General features: G+C 74.0%; 19 protein-coding genes. 8 read left to right on the top strand and 11 right to left on the bottom strand.

The window, feature by feature from the left end; genetic code table 11:
• The first annotated feature begins 219 nt into the window (after positions 1 to 219).
• On the top strand, positions 220 to 1,668 hold the full coding sequence (gene argG / locus AB0I16_RS23365) for an argininosuccinate synthase (protein ID WP_363251435.1): 1,449 nt from the start codon (positions 220 to 222) through the stop codon (positions 1,666 to 1,668).
• 100 nt (positions 1,669 to 1,768) lie between these two features.
• On the opposite strand, the gene AB0I16_RS23360 is transcribed toward argG, so the two are convergent.
• The 3 genes from AB0I16_RS23360 to AB0I16_RS23350 all read right to left on the bottom strand — a co-directional run bounded on the left by AB0I16_RS23360 (position 1,769) and on the right by AB0I16_RS23350 (position 4,489).
• Positions 1,769 to 2,521: an SDR family oxidoreductase gene (locus AB0I16_RS23360; RefSeq protein WP_363251434.1), complete on the bottom strand. Its 753-nt coding sequence runs from the start codon at positions 2,519 to 2,521 to the stop codon at positions 1,769 to 1,771.
• Positions 2,518 to 3,738 (bottom strand): acyl-CoA dehydrogenase family protein, encoded by a 1,221-nt coding sequence (locus AB0I16_RS23355; protein WP_363251433.1) that lies wholly within the window; start codon positions 3,736 to 3,738, stop codon positions 2,518 to 2,520. The genes AB0I16_RS23360 and AB0I16_RS23355 overlap by 4 nt, the downstream gene beginning before the upstream one ends.
• A gap of 106 nt (positions 3,739 to 3,844) precedes the next feature.
• On the bottom strand, positions 3,845 to 4,489 hold the full coding sequence (locus AB0I16_RS23350; protein ID WP_363251432.1) for an HAD family phosphatase: 645 nt from the start codon (positions 4,487 to 4,489) through the stop codon (positions 3,845 to 3,847).
• A gap of 216 nt (positions 4,490 to 4,705) precedes the next feature.
• Here AB0I16_RS23350 and AB0I16_RS23345 point away from each other — a divergent pair, with 216 nt between their 5' ends.
• On the top strand, positions 4,706 to 5,647 hold the full coding sequence (locus AB0I16_RS23345) for an alpha/beta hydrolase (protein ID WP_363251431.1): 942 nt from the start codon (positions 4,706 to 4,708) through the stop codon (positions 5,645 to 5,647).
• 53 nt (positions 5,648 to 5,700) lie between these two features.
• A complete protein-coding gene (locus AB0I16_RS23340) occupies positions 5,701 to 6,360 on the top strand; it encodes a TetR/AcrR family transcriptional regulator (RefSeq protein WP_363251430.1) in 660 nt (219 codons plus the stop codon).
• 3 nt (positions 6,361 to 6,363) lie between these two features.
• On the opposite strand, the gene AB0I16_RS23335 is transcribed toward AB0I16_RS23340, so the two are convergent.
• From AB0I16_RS23335 to AB0I16_RS23325, 3 genes are read right to left on the bottom strand one after another with little or no spacing between them, the layout of a single operon-like run.
• The gene (locus AB0I16_RS23335) at positions 6,364 to 7,308 is read right to left on the bottom strand and encodes a LysR family transcriptional regulator (protein WP_363251429.1); all 945 of its coding nucleotides are present in this window, start codon (positions 7,306 to 7,308) and stop codon (positions 6,364 to 6,366) included.
• A 50-nt stretch (positions 7,309 to 7,358) separates the two neighbouring features.
• On the bottom strand, positions 7,359 to 8,234 hold the full coding sequence (locus AB0I16_RS23330) for an LLM class flavin-dependent oxidoreductase (protein WP_363251428.1): 876 nt from the start codon (positions 8,232 to 8,234) through the stop codon (positions 7,359 to 7,361).
• A complete protein-coding gene (locus AB0I16_RS23325; protein ID WP_363251426.1) occupies positions 8,231 to 8,812 on the bottom strand; it encodes a CGNR zinc finger domain-containing protein in 582 nt (193 codons plus the stop codon). Before AB0I16_RS23325 ends, AB0I16_RS23330 begins: the two co-directional genes overlap by 4 nt.
• 26 nt (positions 8,813 to 8,838) lie before the next feature.
• Here AB0I16_RS23325 and AB0I16_RS23320 point away from each other — a divergent pair, with 26 nt between their 5' ends.
• From AB0I16_RS23320 to AB0I16_RS23300, 5 genes are all read left to right on the top strand, one after another.
• Positions 8,839 to 9,372 (top strand): GNAT family N-acetyltransferase, encoded by a 534-nt coding sequence (locus AB0I16_RS23320; protein ID WP_363251425.1) that lies wholly within the window; start codon positions 8,839 to 8,841, stop codon positions 9,370 to 9,372.
• Between the two features lie 207 nt (positions 9,373 to 9,579).
• The gene (locus tag AB0I16_RS23315) at positions 9,580 to 10,671 is read left to right on the top strand and encodes a M20 family metallopeptidase (RefSeq protein ID WP_363251464.1); all 1,092 of its coding nucleotides are present in this window, start codon (positions 9,580 to 9,582) and stop codon (positions 10,669 to 10,671) included.
• Positions 10,668 to 11,453: a GNAT family N-acetyltransferase gene (locus tag AB0I16_RS23310; protein ID WP_363251424.1), complete on the top strand. Its 786-nt coding sequence runs from the start codon at positions 10,668 to 10,670 to the stop codon at positions 11,451 to 11,453. The genes AB0I16_RS23315 and AB0I16_RS23310 overlap by 4 nt, the downstream gene beginning before the upstream one ends.
• Before the next feature lie 62 nt (positions 11,454 to 11,515).
• Positions 11,516 to 12,616, top strand: a complete 1,101-nt coding sequence (menC, locus tag AB0I16_RS23305; protein ID WP_363251423.1) for an o-succinylbenzoate synthase — start codon at positions 11,516 to 11,518, stop codon at positions 12,614 to 12,616.
• Between the two features lie 27 nt (positions 12,617 to 12,643).
• Positions 12,644 to 13,891: a GDSL-type esterase/lipase family protein gene (locus tag AB0I16_RS23300; RefSeq protein ID WP_363251422.1), complete on the top strand. Its 1,248-nt coding sequence runs from the start codon at positions 12,644 to 12,646 to the stop codon at positions 13,889 to 13,891.
• Here the strand turns inward: AB0I16_RS23300 and AB0I16_RS23295 are convergent.
• From AB0I16_RS23295 to AB0I16_RS23275, 5 genes are all read right to left on the bottom strand, one after another.
• Positions 13,806 to 15,125, bottom strand: a complete 1,320-nt coding sequence (locus AB0I16_RS23295; protein ID WP_363251420.1) for an MFS transporter — start codon at positions 15,123 to 15,125, stop codon at positions 13,806 to 13,808. The genes AB0I16_RS23300 and AB0I16_RS23295 overlap by 86 nt on opposite strands.
• Positions 15,122 to 15,814 carry a winged helix-turn-helix domain-containing protein gene (locus AB0I16_RS23290; protein WP_363251419.1) on the bottom strand — a complete coding sequence of 231 codons (693 nt, stop codon included), beginning with the start codon at positions 15,812 to 15,814 and terminating at the stop codon, positions 15,122 to 15,124. Before AB0I16_RS23290 ends, AB0I16_RS23295 begins: the two co-directional genes overlap by 4 nt.
• Positions 15,815 to 15,937: 123 nt before the next feature.
• A complete protein-coding gene (locus AB0I16_RS23285) occupies positions 15,938 to 16,978 on the bottom strand; it encodes an NAD(P)-dependent alcohol dehydrogenase (RefSeq protein ID WP_363251463.1) in 1,041 nt (346 codons plus the stop codon).
• 102 nt (positions 16,979 to 17,080) lie between these two features.
• Positions 17,081 to 17,899 (bottom strand): SDR family NAD(P)-dependent oxidoreductase, encoded by an 819-nt coding sequence (locus tag AB0I16_RS23280; protein WP_363251418.1) that lies wholly within the window; start codon positions 17,897 to 17,899, stop codon positions 17,081 to 17,083.
• A gap of 14 nt (positions 17,900 to 17,913) precedes the next feature.
• The gene (locus tag AB0I16_RS23275; protein ID WP_363251417.1) at positions 17,914 to 18,588 is read right to left on the bottom strand and encodes a TetR family transcriptional regulator; all 675 of its coding nucleotides are present in this window, start codon (positions 18,586 to 18,588) and stop codon (positions 17,914 to 17,916) included.
• Positions 18,589 to 18,658 lie beyond the last annotated feature (70 nt).

Below are 18,658 nucleotides of genomic sequence, written 5' to 3'. Positions count from 1 at the left end.
GCTGCCCCCGCGCCGGGACGTTCCGGCACGCCCCGCGCGCGGCCGGCCGGCGCGCCGCCGCCGGGTCACCGCCGTGGGGCATCGGAGCCGTGGGGCATCGGACTCGCCCACGCGGGGGGGGGAAGGTGACGGCCGGGCGGACAGCGGACAGGGGGGGATGCGTCACCGTACGCAAGCAAGGAGTTTGCATGGCCATGCATCCTCATGCATACTCTTCCTATGTCCAAGGTCCTCACCTCCCTGCCCACCGGCGAGCGCGTCGGCATTGCCTTCTCCGGCGGTCTCGACACCTCGGTCGCCGTCGCCTGGATGCGCGACAAGGGTGCCGTGCCCTGCACGTACACCGCCGACATCGGCCAGTACGACGAGCCCGACATCGCCTCCGTGCCCGGCCGCGCCTCCGCGTACGGCGCCGAGATCACCCGTCTCGTCGACTGCCGTGCCGCGCTGGTCGAGGAAGGTCTCGCGGCCCTGGCCTGCGGCGCCTTCCACATCAGGTCGGGTGGCCGCCCCTACTTCAACACCACGCCGCTCGGCCGTGCCGTCACCGGCACGCTCCTGGTGCGGGCGATGCTGGAGGACGGGGTGCAGATCTGGGGCGACGGCTCCACGTTCAAGGGCAACGACATCGAGCGGTTCTACCGCTACGGCCTGCTGGCCAACCCGCACCTGCGGATCTACAAGCCCTGGCTCGACGCGGACTTCGTCAGCGAGCTCGGCGGCCGCAAGGAGATGTCGGAGTGGCTGCTCGCCCACGAGCTGCCCTACCGGGACTCGACGGAGAAGGCGTACTCCACGGACGCCAACATCTGGGGCGCCACGCACGAGGCCAAGACCCTGGAGCACCTCGACACGGGCATCGAGACCGTCGAACCGATCATGGGCGTGCGGTTCTGGGACCCCTCCGTGGAGATCCCCACGGAGGACGTGACGGTCGGCTTCGAGCAGGGCCGCCCCGTGACGATCAACGGCAAGGAGTTCGCCACCCCCGTCGACCTCGTCATGGAGGCCAACGCGGTCGGCGGGCGGCACGGCCTCGGCATGTCCGACCAGATCGAGAACCGCATCATCGAGGCCAAGAGCCGCGGCATCTACGAGGCGCCCGGCATGGCCCTGCTGCACATCGCCTACGAGCGCCTGGTCAACGCGATCCACAACGAGGACACCCTCGCCGCGTACCACAACGAGGGCCGGCGGCTCGGCCGGCTCATGTACGAGGGCCGCTGGCTGGACCCGCAGGCGCTGATGATCCGGGAGTCGCTGCAGCGCTGGGTCGGCGCCGCGGTCACCGGCGAGGTGACGCTGCGGCTGCGGCGCGGCGAGGACTACACGATCCTCGACACCACGGGCCCGGCGTTCAGCTACCACCCGGACAAGCTCTCCATGGAGCGCACCGAGGACTCGGCCTTCGGCCCGGTGGACCGCATCGGCCAGCTCACGATGCGCAACCTCGACATCGCCGACTCCCGCGCGCGCCTCGAACAGTACGCGGGCATGGGCCTGGTCGGCAGCGGCCACCCGACGCCGATCGGCGCCGCGCAGGCGGCGTCGACCGGTCTGATCGGCGCCATGGACGCGGGCGGCGCCCAGGCGATCGCCTCGCGCGGCGAGGTGACGGACGAGGAGTCGGCGCTCGACCGCGCGGCGATGGAGTCCGGCACGGACTGACCACGGCTTCCGGTCGTACGGCATGAGGCCCGCGGGCCCCGGCGGTATCCCCCCACCGCCGGGGCCCGCTTCCCGCTGCCCGCCCGCGCCCCCGCGGCGGTCAGAGAGCGCCGTTGCCGAGCAGTTGCCCTCCGTCGACGACGAGGGTCTCGCCGGTGATCCAGCGCGCCCCGTCGCCGGCGAGGAACGCCACGGCCTCCCCCAGGTCCCCGGGCTCCCCGATGCGGCCGAGCGGGGTGGCCGCGGCGATGCGCGCCTCGTTCTCCTGCCAGAGCGCCTCGGCGAGCCTGGTCCGTACGACGCCGGGCGCGATGGCGTTCACGCGGACCTTCGGGCCGAGTTCCAGCGCGAGCTGCTTGGTGAGGTGGATCAGCGCGGCCTTGGAGACGTGGTAGACGCCCACGTCCCGCGCGACCGAGAGGCCGCCGATCGACGCGGTGTTGACGACCGAGCCGCCGTGCTCGCCCATCCACGCCTTCACCGCGAGGGACGTCCACAAAATCGGCGCCCACAGGTTGACGTCCATGGTCTTGGCGAAACGGGCGTGGTCCTGGTCGATGACCGGGCCGTGGGCGGGGTTCGTGCCGGCGTTGTTGACCAGCACGTCGAGCCGTCCGTACGACGCCACGATGTGCTCGACGCAGGCGCGCGCGGCCTCCTCGTCGGTGGCGTGCGCGCCGAAGCCGCTCACGCCGTCGCCGAGGCGCCGCGCCGCCTCCTCGGCCCGCTCCTCGCTGCGCGAGGTGATCACCACCCGCGCGCCGCGGTCCCGCAGGGCCCCGGCCGCCGCCAGGCCGATGCCCCGCGAGGCTCCGGTGACCAGGGCGACCCTTCCCTGGAGCGGGCCGCTCACCGGGCGTTCCGCCCGGTCTCGCGGCGGCGCAGCTCACGCAGCGCGATGCTGCGCTTGTGCACCTCGTCGGGGCCGTCGGCCAGGCGCAGGGTGCGCAGGTGCGCGTACATGCTCGCGAGCGGGAAGTCGTCGGAGACTCCCCCGCCGCCGTGCACCTGGATCGCGCGGTCGATGACCTTCAGGGCCGCCTGGGGTGCGGCGACCTTGATGGCGGCGATCTCGGTACGGGCCTCCTTGTTGCCGACGGTGTCCATCAGATGCGCGGCCTTGAGGGTGAGCAGCCGGGCCATCTCGATCTCGATGCGGGACTCGGCGATCCAGTCCTGGATGTTGGCCCGGTCGGCGAGGGGAGCGCCGAACGTCGTACGGGACCGGGCACGGTCGATCATCAGGTCGAGGGCGCGCTCGGCCATGCCGATCGTGCGCATGCAGTGGTGGATGCGGCCGGGTCCGAGCCGCGCCTGGCTGATCATGAAGCCGTCGCCCTCGCCCGCGAGCAGGGCGGTGCGCGGGACGCGTACGTCCTCGAAGAGCACCTCGGCGTGGCCCTCGCGGTCCTGGTAGCCGAAGACGGGCAGGTTGCGCAGGACGGTGACGCCGGGGGTGTCGAGCGGGACGACCATCATGCTCTGCTGCCGGTGGCTCGGCCCCTCCGGGTCGGTCTTGCCCATCACGATGAGCACCCGGCAGTTCTTGTGCAGGGCGTTGGAGGTCCACCACTTGCGGCCGTTGAGGACGTAGTCGTCGCCGTCGCGCACCATGCGCATCTCGATGTTGCGGGCGTCGGAGCTGGCCACGGCGGGTTCGGTCATCGCGAACGCGGAGGCGATCTCACCGGCGAGCAGGGGCTTGAGCCACTTCTCCTTGTGCTCGTCGGTGCCGAAGAGGGTGAGGACCTCCATGTTGCCGGTGTCCGGGGCGTTGCAGTTGGTGGCCTCCGGGGCGAGGTGCGCGCTGCGGCCCATGATCTCGGCGAGCGTCGCGTACTCCAGGTTGGTCAGGCCGGGGCCCCACTCCGGGTGCGGGTGGAAGAGGTTCCACAGGCCCTGCTTCCTCGCCTCGGCCTTGAGCTCTTCGAGGACCGGCGGGTGGAAGTGCGGGTCGCCGGAGTCCGCCATCTGCTTCTCGTACACCGCCTCGGCGGGGTAGACGTGCTCGTCCATGAAGGCGAGCAGCCGCTCCTGGTACTCCTTGGCCCTGTCGCTGACGTCGAACACGGGGTCCTCCTGCGGTCCTGGTATCGGGTCCGCCGGCACTGCCGGCGCTGTTGTCGGCACTACTGGTCCAGCCGGTGCCGGCTCCGCCGGCGCCGTGAGGGGGGCGTCACGTCGTGCGCCCCGGCGTGCCGCCGAGGAGGCGCGCCAGTTCCGCGGCCGTGGCCGCCGCGTCACGGTGCAGCACCCCGGCGATGCCGAGCCGCGCCGCCGCGTCGATGTTCTGCCGCAGATCGTCCACCATGACGGTGGCCTCGGGCGGGGCTCCGAGCCGCTCGCAGGCGATCGCGTACGCCCGGCGCGAGGGCTTGCGCGCCCCGATCCGCCCGGAGACCGTGACGGCGTCGAACATGGCGGGCAGGTCGAAGCCCGCGTAGCAGTCGTCGCCGAGGGAGTTGGAGAGCAGTCCGACGCGGTGGCCCGCGGCGCGCAGCCGGGCCACCAGGGCGATCGTGTCGTGGTCCGGGCGCAGCCCGGCCTGCAGGCGGCTCACCAGGCCCGGGCCCTCCACCGTCAGGCCGTGGGCCCGGAGCCGGGCGGCGAAGCCGTCCTCGAACTCCCGCTCGCCGATGCGGCCTTCCTCGTGCGCCACGAGCAGCGCGGAGCTCTCGCGGTCCCGGGAGAGGAGGCGCAGCGGGAGCCCCGGGTCGCCGCCCAGCTCCGCGCCGAGACCGGCGAAGGCGGTGGCCACGCTGGTGGTCAGCACTCCGCCGAAGTCGAAGAGGACCGCTCGGCGCGGGGGTGCCTCGCTCATCGCCGTACTCCCTGCTCCGCCGTCACCGGCGCCGACGCCGTGTCACCGTGTCACCGTGTCCCGGGACCGTACTTGAATTCGGGTTCATGTTCAATGGGCACCCCAGGTGTCCGGCGCGCCGCGCCCGCTCGCCCGCGGCGCTCCCGCACCGGCCGTGACCCCCTGTACATTTGAATCCAACGTCAGGTTCAACCCCTTCCGGCAGGAGACCCGCGCATGACGGCACACATCCCGGTCGGCGACTGGCAGCGCGTCGCGACGCGCGAGGTGACCACGGGGGACATCACTCTCCGGGTGTTCGACCACGGCGAGGCGCGTCCCGGCAGGCCGCCGGTGGTGCTGTGCCACGGCTTTCCCGAGCTGGCGTTCTCCTGGCGCCACCAGCTCTTCGCGCTCGCCGAGGCGGGCCACCGGGTCCTCGTCCCCGACATGCGCGGCTACGGCGGCAGCGGGCGCCCCGCCGGCGTCGGGGCGTACGACATCCTGACGCTCTGCGGCGACCTGGTCGCGCTCCTCGACGACGTGGGCGCCGACGACGCCGTCTTCGTGGGGCACGACTGGGGCGCCTCGGTGGTGTGGAACATGGCCCTTGAGCACCCCGGGCGGGTGCGGGCGGTGGCCGGCATGAGCGTGCCCGTCACCCCGCGGGCCCCCGCGCCGCCCCTGCCGATCCTGCGCTCGCGCCTGGGCGACGACTTCTACATGGTGTGGTTCCAGGAGCCGGGCGTCGCGGACCGCGCCCTGAGCCGCAACGTACGCAGGACGCTGACCGCCCGGGAGATCTACTCCGAGAAGTGGGCCGCCCGCGTGGACGAGGAGGCGGTGGCGCCCCGCTGGCTGAGCGAGGAGGAACTCGCGTACTACGTCGACACGTTCACCGGGACCGGCTTCACCGGCGGGCTCAACTACTACCGCAACCTGGACCGCAACTGGGCGCTCACCGGGCACCACGAGGGCCGCACCATCGACTGCCCCTCACTGTTCGTCACCGGTTCCAAGGACCCCGTGGGCCGGTTCATGCCCGCCAAGGGGCTCGACCGGGTCCTGACCGACCTGCGCGGACACGTCGTCGTCGAGGGCGCGGGCCACTGGCTCCAGCAGGAGCGGCCCGCCGAGGTCGACGACGCGCTCCTCCGTTTCCTCGCCTCGGTCGGCTGATACCATCCGCTGCCCCGGTTACGTACGGCTAGAACGACAGTGAATGGATCGCGGTGGCCGCCCAGCCCCCGGCCGCGGACAGCGGCCAGAAGCAACCGATCACGCCCCGCAGCGCGCGTGGCGTCAGGACGCGGAACGCACTGGTCGCGGCCGCCCGCGAGGTCTTCGAGCGCGACGGCTACCTGGACGCCCGGATCACGGACATCTCCAAGGCGGCGCATGTCGCCTCCGGGTCGTTCTACACGTACTTCAACAGCAAGGAAGAGATCTTCCAGGCGCTCGTCGCGCAGGTGCAGGAGGAGATGCTCCACCCGCACCTGCGCGAGCGCACCGGGATCACCGACCCCCGCGAGCTGATCGACGCCTCCAACCGCGAGTACCTGCGCGCGTACAAGAAGAACGCGCGGCTCATGGCCCTCTTCGAGCAGGTCGCGCAGGTGGACGAGAAGTTCATGGCGTTGCGCATCGAGCGGGGCAACGCCTTCGCCCGGCGCAACGCCAAGCTCATCCGCACCCTCCAGGAGAACGGCGAGGCCGACACGGACCTCGACCCGCTGATCACCGCGCACGCCCTGTCCGTCATGGTGAGCCGCATGGCCTACTCGGTGTTCGTGCTGGGCCAGCGCATCCCGTACGAGCGGCTGGTGACGACGCTGAACAAGATCTGGGAGAACGGGCTCCGGCTCACGCCGCCCGCGCCGCCGCAGGCGTGACCCTCAGGACTCGGCCCGCACGGACGCCAGCAGGTGGTCGCGTACGAGGGCCACGTGCGGGTTGTCGGAGGAGCCGGGGCGCTGCACGAGGTACCCGGTGTTGATGGGCGGGTCCTCGGGGTCGTCGAGCAGGACCAGCGCCCCCGAGGCCAGTTCGTCGAGGCACAGGTAGCGGGGCAGCACGCTGAAGCCCGCGCCGCCCACCACCGCGGCCTTGACCGCCCGCAGGTCGGGCATGGTGAGGGCGGCCTGGCACACCAGGCGCCTGCCGTAGACGTGGCGCCAGTAGCGGCGGACGATGGGCAGGTCCTCGGCGTAGGCGACCAGGGGCACGCCGTGCAGCACCGCGGGGCCGTCGGCGGCGACGCGTCCCCTGCCGCCGATCCGCTCCGCCCACGAGGCGCCCGTGACCAGGACGAACTCCTCGTCGGCGAGCGGCACCGAGGCGAGCGAGCGCCCGCGCGGCCGGGCCGTCGCGACGACGAGGTCGTGCCGGCCCGAGCGCAGCTCCGCCAGGAGGTCGTCGGTGAGGCCCGTCGTGATCCGCAGCCGCACCCCCTTCTCCACCAGCGGGCCGAGGCCCGGCAGCACGCTGTGGGAGAGGAATTCGGCGGGGCCCGCCAGATGGACCGGCTCGGCCGTGCCGTCGCCGGTGTGGCCCGCGACCTCGGCCAGGGCGTCCAGGGGATCGCCGATGCGGGTCGCCAGCTCGTCGGCGAACGGCGCGGGGGCCGCGCCGCGCGGCGTCCGCGCGAACAGCTCCCGGTCGAGCCTGCGCTCCAGGGAGCGGATCTGGGCGGTGACGGTGGGCTGCGAGAGACCGAGGAGACGGGCGGCGGCCGTGAAGGAACCCGAGCGGTAGACCGCGAGGAAGGTCCGGAGCTGGTTCAGGTCGAGTGACGCGGCCCCGGCTGCCGCCTCGTCGCCGTCGTCCTCTCCTCCGTGCATGTGGCAGAGCCTAGGGTGTGCCCGTGCCGGGGGCGCGCGGTGGGTCCCGGTCAGCGGACCAGCGGGCCGACCTGGTCCGTGACGAAGCGGATGTAGCCCTCCGGGTCCGGCTCGTCGGCGGTGGGCTGGAGGACCACGGTGTCGGCGCCCGCCTCGGCCAGGCGGAGCACGGCCTTCGCCACGTCCTCGGCGTCGCCCGCCACGCCGAGCCCCGGCACGTCCGCGCTGCCCGCGCGCCGCAGCTCCGCGTCCAGGCGTGCCCGCGCGTCGGGGCCGGTCGCGGCGTGGAGGTAGACCACCACGGGGTGCGCCGGGGCCGTGCGGCCCGCGGCCCCGCGGCCCTCCTCGATGAGCTGCCGCGCCCTGCGCACACCGTCCGGCGGGGTGCTCGCGTCCAGGATCGTGCCGTCCGCGGCCTCCCCGGTGAGCCGGACCGAGCGGGGGCCGCGCGCGCCCGCGTAGACGGCGGGGGCCGCAGCGGGCGGCCAGTCGAGTGCGACGCCGTCCAGGCGTACGTACCGGCCCTCGGTGGTGACGCGCTCGCCCGCGAGCAACGCCCGCATCGCGTGCAGGTGTTCGCGCAGCAGCGTCAGCGGGGACTCGGCCCGGGCGCCCACCTGCCCCATCCAGTCCTGTACGCCGTGCCCCACGCCGAGCAGGACGCGGCCGGGGAAGAGACGGTGCAGGGTGGCCGCCTCCATCGTGGCGAGCGCCACGTTCCGCAGGGGGACCGGCAGCAGGCCCACCCCCACGCGCAGCCGTTCGGACCAGGCGAGCGCCGCGGCGGCGGTCGCGATGCCGCTCTCCAGGAAGCAGTCCTCCCAGAGCCACAGCTCGGCGAGGCCCGCGGCCTCCGCCTCGCGCACCATGCCGCGCAGCCGCTCGGGCGGGAGTTGGGGGCGGAACACCATGCCGAGAGTCGTCATCCCGCCTTCCTATCGCGGTTGCCCCGGACCATCAACCGCGTTTCGGCGGCCGTCGGCTGTACCGCCGCGCGCGCCCGGTGGCGGCGCACCGCGTCGCGGTTGGCGCACCGGTGGGAGCAGTAGCGCTGCCGGCCGGTGCGGGAGGTGTCGGCGAAGATCACGACGCACTCCGTGACCGCGCAGCGGCGCAGCCGGTGCATGCCCCGGCCCACCAGGTGCAGCGCGGTGCCGACGGCGATCAGCGAGGCGAGCAGGGCGCCGGGCGGAAGCCGGTCGTCGCGGTAGTGCAGGTGCCAGCCGTCGCCCGCGTGGTCGGTGAGCCGGGGGTGGGCGGTGGACCCGGCGAGCATGCGGTTGGCGAGGGCCGCGCGCTCCTGCTCGTCCGCGGCGTCGACGACCTCCTCCCAGGCGTCGAGCACGGCAAGGGTGCGGGCCAGGTCCGCCGCGGTGGCGGGGTGTTCCAGGGCGAGTCCGGCGGCGCGGCAGCGCCGCGTCAGCTCCTCGGCGTCGGCGGGGCGCCGGTTGCACAGGTCCGCGGCAAGGTTCACGGCGTCCGTGCCGTAAGGGTTGAGGTGCACAAGCTCATTACACCAGGGTGCTTCCCATGAGTCTCCCCACCGGACAACGGACCGCCGCCCCCTCTCCGACCGCTGGACCCGCCGGCCGCCACGGCGCCGTACGGCGGGCCCTGCCCGACGACATCCCCGAACTCGTACGCCTGCGCGCGCTGCTCTTCGAGGACCGCGGCGGCGCCTACTTCAGCCCCGCCGAGGCCCCCGGCGACTGGCGCCGCGAACTCGCGGCCGTCCTGACGGCGAAGTTGGCGTCGGAGAGCGTGTGCGTCCTGGTCGTGGACGGCGAGCAGGGCCTCGCCTCGTGCGTCATCGGGACCGTCGAGCACTGGTTCCCCGGGCCGCACAACCCCAACGGCCGGGTCGGTCATGTGATCGGCGTGGTCACCGACCCCGCCCACCGGCGGCGCGGCCACAGCCGCGCCGTCATGCGGGCCCTGCTCGACTGGTTCCGCGAGCAGGGGGCATCCCGCGTGGACCTCTACGCCTCGGACGACGGCGCGCCGCTCTACCGCGCCCTCGGCTTCGTCGACCACCCCGACCCGGCGCTGTACTGGCGCCCGTGACGGACCGCGGTCCGCACGGCCCTTGGGTCCGCACGGCCCTTTGGTGCGACGGCACGAACAGCGTCCCTCACCTTGGGACCGTACGACGAACCCGTGATCACCGGAGTCCCCTAGCATCGCCGTCATGCTTTCGATCGGGAGGTTCCTGTGAGTGAGGTCCCTATGAGTGACACACCGATGGCCACGCCGGCCGACCGGCTCTCCGCGATGGTCGCGGACCTGCGGGAACTGGTGGTCTGCGAGTCCTTCTCCACGGACCTCGACGCCGTGGCGCGCAGCGCCGACGTGGTGGCCGCGCAGGGCGCCCGGCACCTCGGCGCGCCGCCCGAGCGCATCGTGGTGGACGGCGTCACACACCTGCGGTGGACGTTCGGCACACCGAAGGTCCTGCTCCTCGGTCACCACGACACCGTGTGGCCCATGGGTTCGCTCGCCACCCACCCGTGGTCCCTTGAGGACGGCGTCGCCCGTGGGCCCGGCGTCTTCGACATGAAGGCCGGGCTCGTGCAGATGTTCCACGCCCTGGCCTCGCTGTCCTCCCTCGACGGCGTGTGCGTGCTGGTGACCGGGGACGAGGAGACCGGCTCGGACACCTCGCGGGCACTCATCGAGGAGACGGCGCGGCAGTGCGCGGCGACCTTCGTCCTTGAGGCCTCCGCCGACGGCGGCGCCCTCAAGACCGGCCGCAAGGGCACGTCCGCGTACGAACTCGTGGTCCACGGCAGGGCGGCGCACTCCGGTCTCGAACCGGAGAAGGGCGTCAACGCCGCGATCGGGGCCGCGCACGTCACCCTCGCCCTGGAAGGGCTCGCCGCCGAGGCCGGCGCCGGGGCGCCCGCCGACTGGCGGACGACCGTGACGCCGACCATGTCCTGGGCGGGCTCGACGACCAACACGGTGCCCGCGGAGGCCACCGTCTGCGTCGACGTGCGCGTGCCCACCCTCGACGCGCAGCAGGCGGTGGACGCGGCGGTGCGGCGCCTTGAGGTGCCCGTGCCCGGGGCGCGCCTGGAGGTGCGCGGCGGGCCCAACCGGCCGCCGCTGGAAGCCTCCTCGTCCGCCGGCCTCTTCGAGCGGGCGAGCGCGATCGCCGCGCGCCTGGGCATCGGGCCGCTGCGCTCGGCGGCGGTCGGCGGGGCGTCCGACGGCAACTTCACCGCCGGGCTCGGCTGCCCGACGCTCGACGGCCTCGGTGCCGTGGGCGGCGGGGCGCACGCCGACGACGAGCACGTGGTCGTCGCCGAGATGGTGCCCCGGACACGGCTCCTGGCCGCCCTCGTCGACGAGATCGCGCGATGAGCGGCCTCACCGTACGAGAACTGCACGACCTGCCCGATCTGGAGGCGGTCGACTCCCTCTTCGGGCGCATCTGGGGCGCCGGTCCCGGCGGTTCCCCGATGGGCGTCGAGCAGATGCGGGCCCTGTCGCACGCCGGCAACTACGTCGCGGGCGCGTACGCCGACGGCCGCCTGGTCGGCGCGACCGTCGCCTTCTTCGCGGCCCCGGTGGGCCGGACGCTGCACTCGCACGTCACCGGTGCCCTGCCCGGCCACGCGGCGGGCCTCGCGCTCAAGCGGCACCAGCGCGAGTGGGCGCTGGCCCGCGGCCTGTCCAGGATCACCTGGACCTACGACCCGCTGGTGCGGCGCAACGCCCACTTCAACCTCACCAAGCTCGGCGCGCGCCCGGTGGAGTACCTCACCAGCTTCTACGGCCCCATGGACGACGCGATCAACGGCGGTGACGACACCGACCGCGTCCTGTGCTCCTGGGAGCTGACCGACCCCGCGGTGACCGCCGCCGCGGCCTCGGCCCCGCGCCCGGTGACCGTCCCCGCCGGCGCGGTGACCGCCCTCGCCGCACGGGACGGACTGCCGGTCACCGGGCGCCTCGACGCCCCCGCGCTGCTGGTCGACGTGCCGCCCGACATCGAGGCGCTGCGCCGCGCCGACCCCGGGGCGGCCAAGGCGTGGCGGCTCGCGATGCGCGAGGTGCTCGGCGGGCTGCTCGCCGCGGGGGCCGCGGTCACCGGCTTCCACGACCGCACCTCGTACGTGGTCGTCCGCGAGACCACGCCGTGAGCGCGCCGCCCCCTCCCCCGCACCCCTCTGCCGTACCCCCTCTGTTCCAGGAGCCCCGCACCATGAAGATCACCGGAATCGAACTGCGCCGGATCGCGATGCCCCTGCGGGCGCCGTTCCGTACGTCGTTCGGCGTGGAGACCGCGCGTGACGTCCTGCTCGTGCGCGTGGTCACGCCCGACGGCGAGGGCTGGGGCGAGTGCGTCGCCATGTCGGAGCCGCGCTACTGCTCCGAGTACGTCGAAGGGGCCGCCGACGTGCTGCGCCGCTTCCTCGTCCCCGCGCTGCCCGCCGTGGCCGACGCGTATGCGGTGAAGCGCGCGCTGAAGCCCTTCAAGGGGCACAAGATGGCCAAGGCCGCCCTGGAGACGGCTGTCCTTGACGCCCAGTTGCGCGCCACCGGCCAGTCGTTCGGCGCCTACCTCGGCGCCGGGCGCGAGCGGGTGCCGTGCGGCGTGTCGGTCGGCATCATGGACTCGGTCCCGCACCTCCTGGACGCCGTGGACGGGTTCATCGAGGAGGGGTACGTCCGCATCAAGCTCAAGATCGAGCCGGGCTGGGACGTGGAGCCGGTGCGCGCGGTGCGCGAGCGGTTCGGCGACGACCTGCTGCTCCAGGTGGACGCCAACGCCGCCTACACCCTGGCCGACACCCGGCAGCTCGCCAAGCTGGACGACTTCGACCTGCTGCTCATCGAACAGCCACTGGCCGACGACGACCTCGTGCAGCACGCGGCGCTCGCGAAGCGGCTGCGCACGCCGGTCTGCCTGGACGAGTCGATCGAGTCCGCCGAGGGCGCCGCCGCGGCGATCACGCTGGGCGCCGCCTCCGTCATCAACGTCAAGCCGGGCCGCGTCGGCGGCTACCTGGAGGCCAGGGCCATCCATGACGTGTGCGTGGCCCACGGGGTGCCCGTGTGGTGCGGCGGCATGCTGGAGACCGGCATCGGCCGGGCGGCCAACGTCGCCCTCGCCGCGCTGCCCGGCTTCACCCTGCCCGGCGACACCTCGGGGTCGAGCCGGTACTTCGCCACGGACGTGACCGAGCCGTTCGAATTGGCCGACGGCCATCTCGCCGTGCCAACCGGAGCCGGGCTCGGGGTGGAACCGCTGACCGAGGTGCTCGACCGGGTGACGACGGCCAAGGAGTGGATTCAGCTGTAGGCGGCGAACACGGGGCAGGCTGAGACCATGATCAGCCTGCCGTTCACCCCCGCTCTCGCCGCGGACCTCCTGCGCGGCGCGCTTGACGTGGAGCGCACCGCGCACGGGGTCCTGCCGCACCGGCTGCCCGCCCGCGCCCGGACCCAGAACACCGACGCCCAGGTGGCGAGGGCGGAGGCCATGTCCTCCGGTGTCCGCCTCGTCCTCCGCACCAGGGCCACCGTCGTCGAACTCACCGCCCTGCGCACCAGGGTGGCGCACGAGGGTGCCCCGCCGGGCCCGGACGGGGTGTACGACCTGCTGGTCGACGGCCGCCCGGCGGGCCGACGGAGTGTGACCGGCGGCAACGTGCTCCTGATGGACCTGTCCACCGGAGCCACCGAGACCCGGCCGGGGCCGGTCGGTACGGTCCGCTTCGCGGGGCTGCCCGCCCGTGACAAGGACGTGGAGATCTGGCTGCCGCACGACGAGATCACGGAGCTGGTGTCCCTGCGCGCCGACGCTCCGGTCGAGCCCCGCCCGGTGGGCGACCGCACGGTGTGGCTGCACCACGGCAGCTCCATCAGCCAGGGCTCCGCGGCCGCGGGCCCCACCACGACGTGGCCCGCGGTGGCCGCCTCGCTCGGCGGGGTGGACCTGGTCAACCTCGGTCTGAGCGGCAGTGCCGTGCTCGACCCGTTCGTCGCGCGGGCCCTGCGGGACACCCCCGCGGACCTGATCAGCGTCAAACTCGGCATCAACATCGTCAACCTGGACCTGATGCGGCTCCGCGCCTTCGGGCCCGCGGTGCACGGCTTCCTCGACACCATCCGCGAGGGCCACCCCCGCACTCCGCTCCTGGTCGTCTCGCCCCTGCTGTGCCCCATGCACGAGGACACGCCGGGCCCCTCGGCCCCCGAACTCGGTGAGGACGGCTTCGGGTTCACGGCCCTGGGCGACCCGGCGGAGCGGGACACGGGCAAGCTGACGCTCACCGTGATCCGGGAGGAGCTGGCCCGCGTCGTCGAGCGGCGCGCGGCCGACGACCCGCACCTCCATTACCTCGACGGCCTCTCCCTCTACGGCCACGCGGACTCCGCCGAACTCCCCCTCCCCGACCGGCTGCACCCGGACACGGCGGCCCACCACCGCATCGGCGAGCGCTTCGCCGCGTACGCCTTCACCCCCGGCGGTCCGCTCGCCCCCCGGCCTACCGGCTCCCCGCCCCGGCCGGCAGCGGCTCCGGCTCCGTCGTGGAGGTCGCGCGGCGGCTCCACAGGAGTGCGCCCGTCGTGAGGGTGGCCGCACCGACCAGCCACGGCAGCGGGCCCGTGGGCAGCGCTCCGACGGCGAGGCCCGCGACGGCGCCGGACAGTTGGAGCGCCAGGGACTGGACCGACAGGGCGGTGGCGCGGACCGAAGGGGTCACGCGGCGGTGCAGCAGGTCGTTCTCGTTGGGGCCCGCCGCGCCGAGGCCCAGATGAACCAGGCCGAAGCCGGTCACCGCGAGGACGGCGGGCACCGGACCCGCGAAGGCCGCCGTGGCGGCGAGCAGCAGGAGCCCGGCCGTGCCCCCCGCCAGGCTCCACAGGACCGCGCGCCCGCTGCCGCCCATGAGCCTCGCGGTGCGCGGCGCGAGGTGGCTGCCGAGCGCCGAGCAGAGGAAACCGGCGCAGGCGAGGCCCGCGTAGAGCACCGCGCCCGTCTCCGTGCCGCCGGTCAGGGCGGCGGCCCGGCCCGGCGTGAGCAGTTCGACCGTGGCGAGGGCGCCGCCCGCGGCCGCCGCGCTGAGCAGGACCTTGCGTACGAGCGTGTCGCCGCCGCCGAGGCGGAGGCCGGAGACGATGGTGGTGGGGACGCCGCGCAGTACGTCGCGCAGGGTGGCGGGCCGCCGGGGCGGCTCGGGCAGGGCGGTCAGGACGTACACCACGAAGACGACGTCGAGCGCCGCGGCGAGCAGGGCGGGCACGGAGAGCGGGATCACCAGCCCTGAGGTGGTCCGTTCGAGCCACGCGCCGGGGTCGGGGCCGAGGCCGAGCAGCCAGGGCAGCGCGCCGCCCACCAGGGTGCCGACGGCGAGTGCTCCCGCGGTGGCCGTGCCGCCCCGGGCCAGGCCGGTCCGCAGGTCGGCCTCCGGGCCTGCGGCGGCGTGGACGGTGTCGACGTACCACGCCTCGGCCGGTCCGCTGGACAGGGCGCGGCCCGCGCCCTTGACCGCCATGCCGAGCGCGAGGGCCCCGGCGGTGGTGCCGAGTCCGCCCAGGGTGAAGGCGATCAGGTCGAGGAGGCCCGCGGCGACGAGCACGGCCCTGCGGCCCAGGACGTCGGAGAGCCCGCCCGTGGGCAGTTCGAGCAGGGCGGCGGTCAGCGAGTGCGCGGCGAAGAAGCCGGAGATGGCGGCGAGGCTCATGCCGCGCTCGCCGAAGAGCAGCAGCTGCGGTGCGATGGCGAGCCCGAGCGGCAGCCAGAACAGGACGCTGACCGTGACGTAGCGGCGGCGCGCGGCGTGTATGTCCAGGGGCTGCTTCACCGGGGGTCCTCGTCGGGGCCGCCGGGGGAACCCTCGGCGTCCGGTCCGGCATCCGGTGCGGCGTCCGGCCCCGCGTCGGGCCCGGTGGTTCGCTGCCGCGCGCGGGGCGCCAGCGGCAGCCCCGCCGTGAACACCACCGTCCGCAGGGCCCTCGGGTCCGACGCGTCGCGGGCGGTGAGCTCCGCGAGCTTCGCCTCGAAGGTGCGCCACAGCTCGCCGAGGGACTCCGGTGTCAGGCGCGGCATCAGGTCGCTGATGCCGGAGGGCTCCAGCCACGGCTGGTCGATCCGCCCGGCGGCGACGTCGCCCTCGTGGCGCTCGACCGCCTCCAGGAGGTGCTGGACCTGGCGCCTGCGCATCACGCCGACGAAGTCACCGCTGCCGGGCGCCTCCTCCATGGCCTGGTTGCTCCACGAGGTCACCTCGTGGACGGACCGCCAGCGGCGCTCCCTGCCGTCGCGCTGCTCCGCCTCGGCGACGAACGCGTACTTCGCGAGGACCCGCAGGTGGTAGCTGGTGGAGGCGGACGACTCGCCGGTCAGCGCCGCCAGCTCCGTCGCGGTGGCCGGTCCTTCCATGCGCAGCAGGCCCAGGAGCCTGATGCGGAGCGGATGCGTGAGCGCCTTGAGCGCCGCCGCGTCGCTCTCGGGGTCGAGTACGCGCCTCTTGGGATCGCCGGTGGTGGCCATGCCGGGAGCGTACGGCGGACCACCCCGTCCGCAAAAGAACTTTTGCAGAATTTCTTTTGCGGAACTTCTCTTCGCGGGCGGGGTGGTCGCGCGGGAGCGGTCGTGCGGGGGTCGTACCGGATGTCAGCCGTTCGGCAGGATGACCGCACGGCCGTTGACGCGGCCCGCGTGCAGGTCCTCGTACGCCTTCGGGGCGTCGTCCAGGGTGTACGTCTCGACGTGCACGTCGATCGCGCCCGCGCGGGCCAGGTCGAGGACCTCGGCCAGTTCCGCCCTGCTGCCCCAGTACGGGGAGCGGACGGCCACGTCGTACGCGGTGGTGCCGAAGCCGACGGAGGCGGCCCCGCCGCCGATGCCGACGATGGAGACGTCCGCCTCGACGCCGGCGCAGGCGGCCGCCGTGGCGGCGGTGGGCGGCGCGCCGACGAAGTCGAACACCGCCCGGGCGCCGAGGCCGCCGGTCAGTTCGCGCACCCGGCCCGCCACGTGCTCGTCGGAGAGCACGGTCTCGTGGGCGCCGACCTCGCGGGCGAGGCGCAGCTTCTCCTCGGTGACGTCCAGGGCGATCACCCGTGCCGGGGTCAGCGCGCGGAGGAGCTGGATGGCCACGTGGCCGAGGCCGCCGGTGCCGATGACCACGGCGGTGCTGCCCGGGGTCAGCTTCGGCAGGGAGGTCTTGATCGCGTGGTACGGGGTCAGGCCCGCGTCGGTGAGCGGCACAGCGGTCACCGGGTCGAGGTCGCCCAGGGGCACCAGGTGCCGCGGGTCGTCCACGATCATGTACTCGGCGATGGCGCCGGGCGCCCCGAGGCCGGGCGGGCGGATGCCCAGCTCGGCGGCGCGCGTGCAGTAGTTCTCCTTGCCCTGCGCGCACAACAGGCAGCTCCCGCAGCCCCAGGGCCCGTACACCGCGACGGAGTCCCCGATCCCGAAGCCGGTCACCCCCTCACCGAGGGCCGCGACCGTGCCCGCGCCCTCGTGGCCGAGGGTCAGCGGCAGCGGGAAGGCCAGCGCCTCGGCCGGCATGCTCATCACCGCGATGTCGGAGTGGCAGACGCCCGCCGCGGTGACCTTCAGGAGCACCTGGCCCGGCCCCGGCTCGGGGCGCGGGACGGTGACCACCTCGGGGGCGGCGCCGACGCTGCGGTACTGCACCGCCTTCATCTCCGTACCCATCGTGTCCGTACCCATCGTGTCCGTACGCATCGTGCTCACTTCTCCTTGCTCCTCTCCCGGTCTTCCGGCCGGTCCGTTCCGTGTCCCGGGTCAGCGCGCCGCGTATCCGCCGTCGACCAGGTGGTAGCTCCCGTTGACGAACGAGGCGCGGTCGGAGAGCAGGAACAGCGTCAGTTCGGCGACCTCCTCGGCCGTGCCCAGGCGGCCCTGCGGGTGCAGCGCGACGAGCTGCTCGCGCTGGGCGGCGTCCCCCTTGAGCAGCGGGGTGTCGATGAACCCCGGGGCGACCGCGTTGACCCGTACGCCCCGCGACGCGTACTCCACGGCGGCGGTCTTGGTGAGGCCGACGACCGCGTGCTTGGCGGCGGCGTAGGCGGGCGAGCCCGCGAAGCCGTTGGTGCCGAGGATGGAGGACATGTTGACGACGGCGCCGCCGCCCGCGGCGACGAGGTGCGGCAGCTCGTACCGCAGGGAGTAGAAGACGCCGTTGAGGTTGGTGTCGATGACGCGCCGCCAGTCCTCGACGGCGTACTCGCCGGTCGGGGCGGAGGCACCGGCGATCCCCGCGTTGTTCACGGCCAGGTGCAGCGCGCCGTAGGTCCGGACGGCGGACTCGACGGCCTCGCGCACCGACTCGGGGTCGGTGACGTCGACCCGCACGGCGGTGGCCCGGCCGCCGGACGCGGTCAGCTCGCGGGCGACGTCCCGCGCGCCCGCCTCGTTGAAGTCGGCGACGACGACCGAGGCTCCCGCCCCGGCGAGGCGGCGGGCGACTTCGAGGCCGATGCCGGAGGCGGCCCCGGTGACGAGGGCGGTCCTGCCCGCGAACTCCGCCGGTACGGCCGTGCCGGTGCCGATGTTGGTGCTGGTGCTGGTGCCGGTGTTGATGCTGGTGCTGGTGTCGCTCATGGTGGTGCCTGGTTTCAGTCGGTGGTGCTGGGTGCGGGTTCGGCGGCCAGGGCCGCGAACGCCGAGTCGATGAGGAGCGGCAGCGGGTCGCTCTCGCCCGGCGCGATCCAGAAGCGGACGGCCGTGGCGAACGCCCCGACCGCCAGCGAGACGGCGAGCGCGGGGCGCAGGTCGCGCTCGGCGTCCATGCCGAGGCGCCGTGCCACGATCAGCACGGACTCGGCCTCGGCCTCGTCCTGGACCCGCAGGTAGGCGGGGAGCAGCGAGGGCTCGGCGTGGAGCAGTCGCAGCAGGTCGCCCGAGCGCGGCAGGCGGTGCCAGGCGGTCGGTTCGCCGTCGAGCCAGGTCCGCAGGGCCCGGTGGTAGGCCGTGAGGGGGCTCTCGTCGGCGGGCCGCGCGGCGAGCGCGGCGTTGATCCGCGCGAAGTCGGCGCGCAGGGCGTCGACCAGGGCATCCTCCTTGCCGGAGAAGTACCGGGAGAAGGTGCGGCGGGAGACGTCGGCGCGGTCGCTGATCATCTCGACGGTGACCTGGTCGAGCCCGTGGGCGAGGGCCAGGTCCACGGCGGCGTCGGCCATGGCCGCCCGGCTCTCCCGCACCTTGCGGGTCCTGCGGCCCCCGCCGCGTTCCTGACCGCCGCGTTCCTCACCGCCGCGGCCCGCCCCGCTCCGCTCCTCGCTGCTGCTCATGCCGTCGACTGTACTCCTCGAACTGTCCCAACGGGACACATGGCCCGTCGGGACAGTTCATACCGGTCCA

This window comes from Streptomyces sp. NPDC050703, from assembly GCF_040654435.1.
Classification (GTDB): domain Bacteria; phylum Actinomycetota; class Actinomycetes; order Streptomycetales; family Streptomycetaceae; genus Streptomyces.
This window is presented reverse-complemented; position numbering and strand designations above follow the sequence as displayed.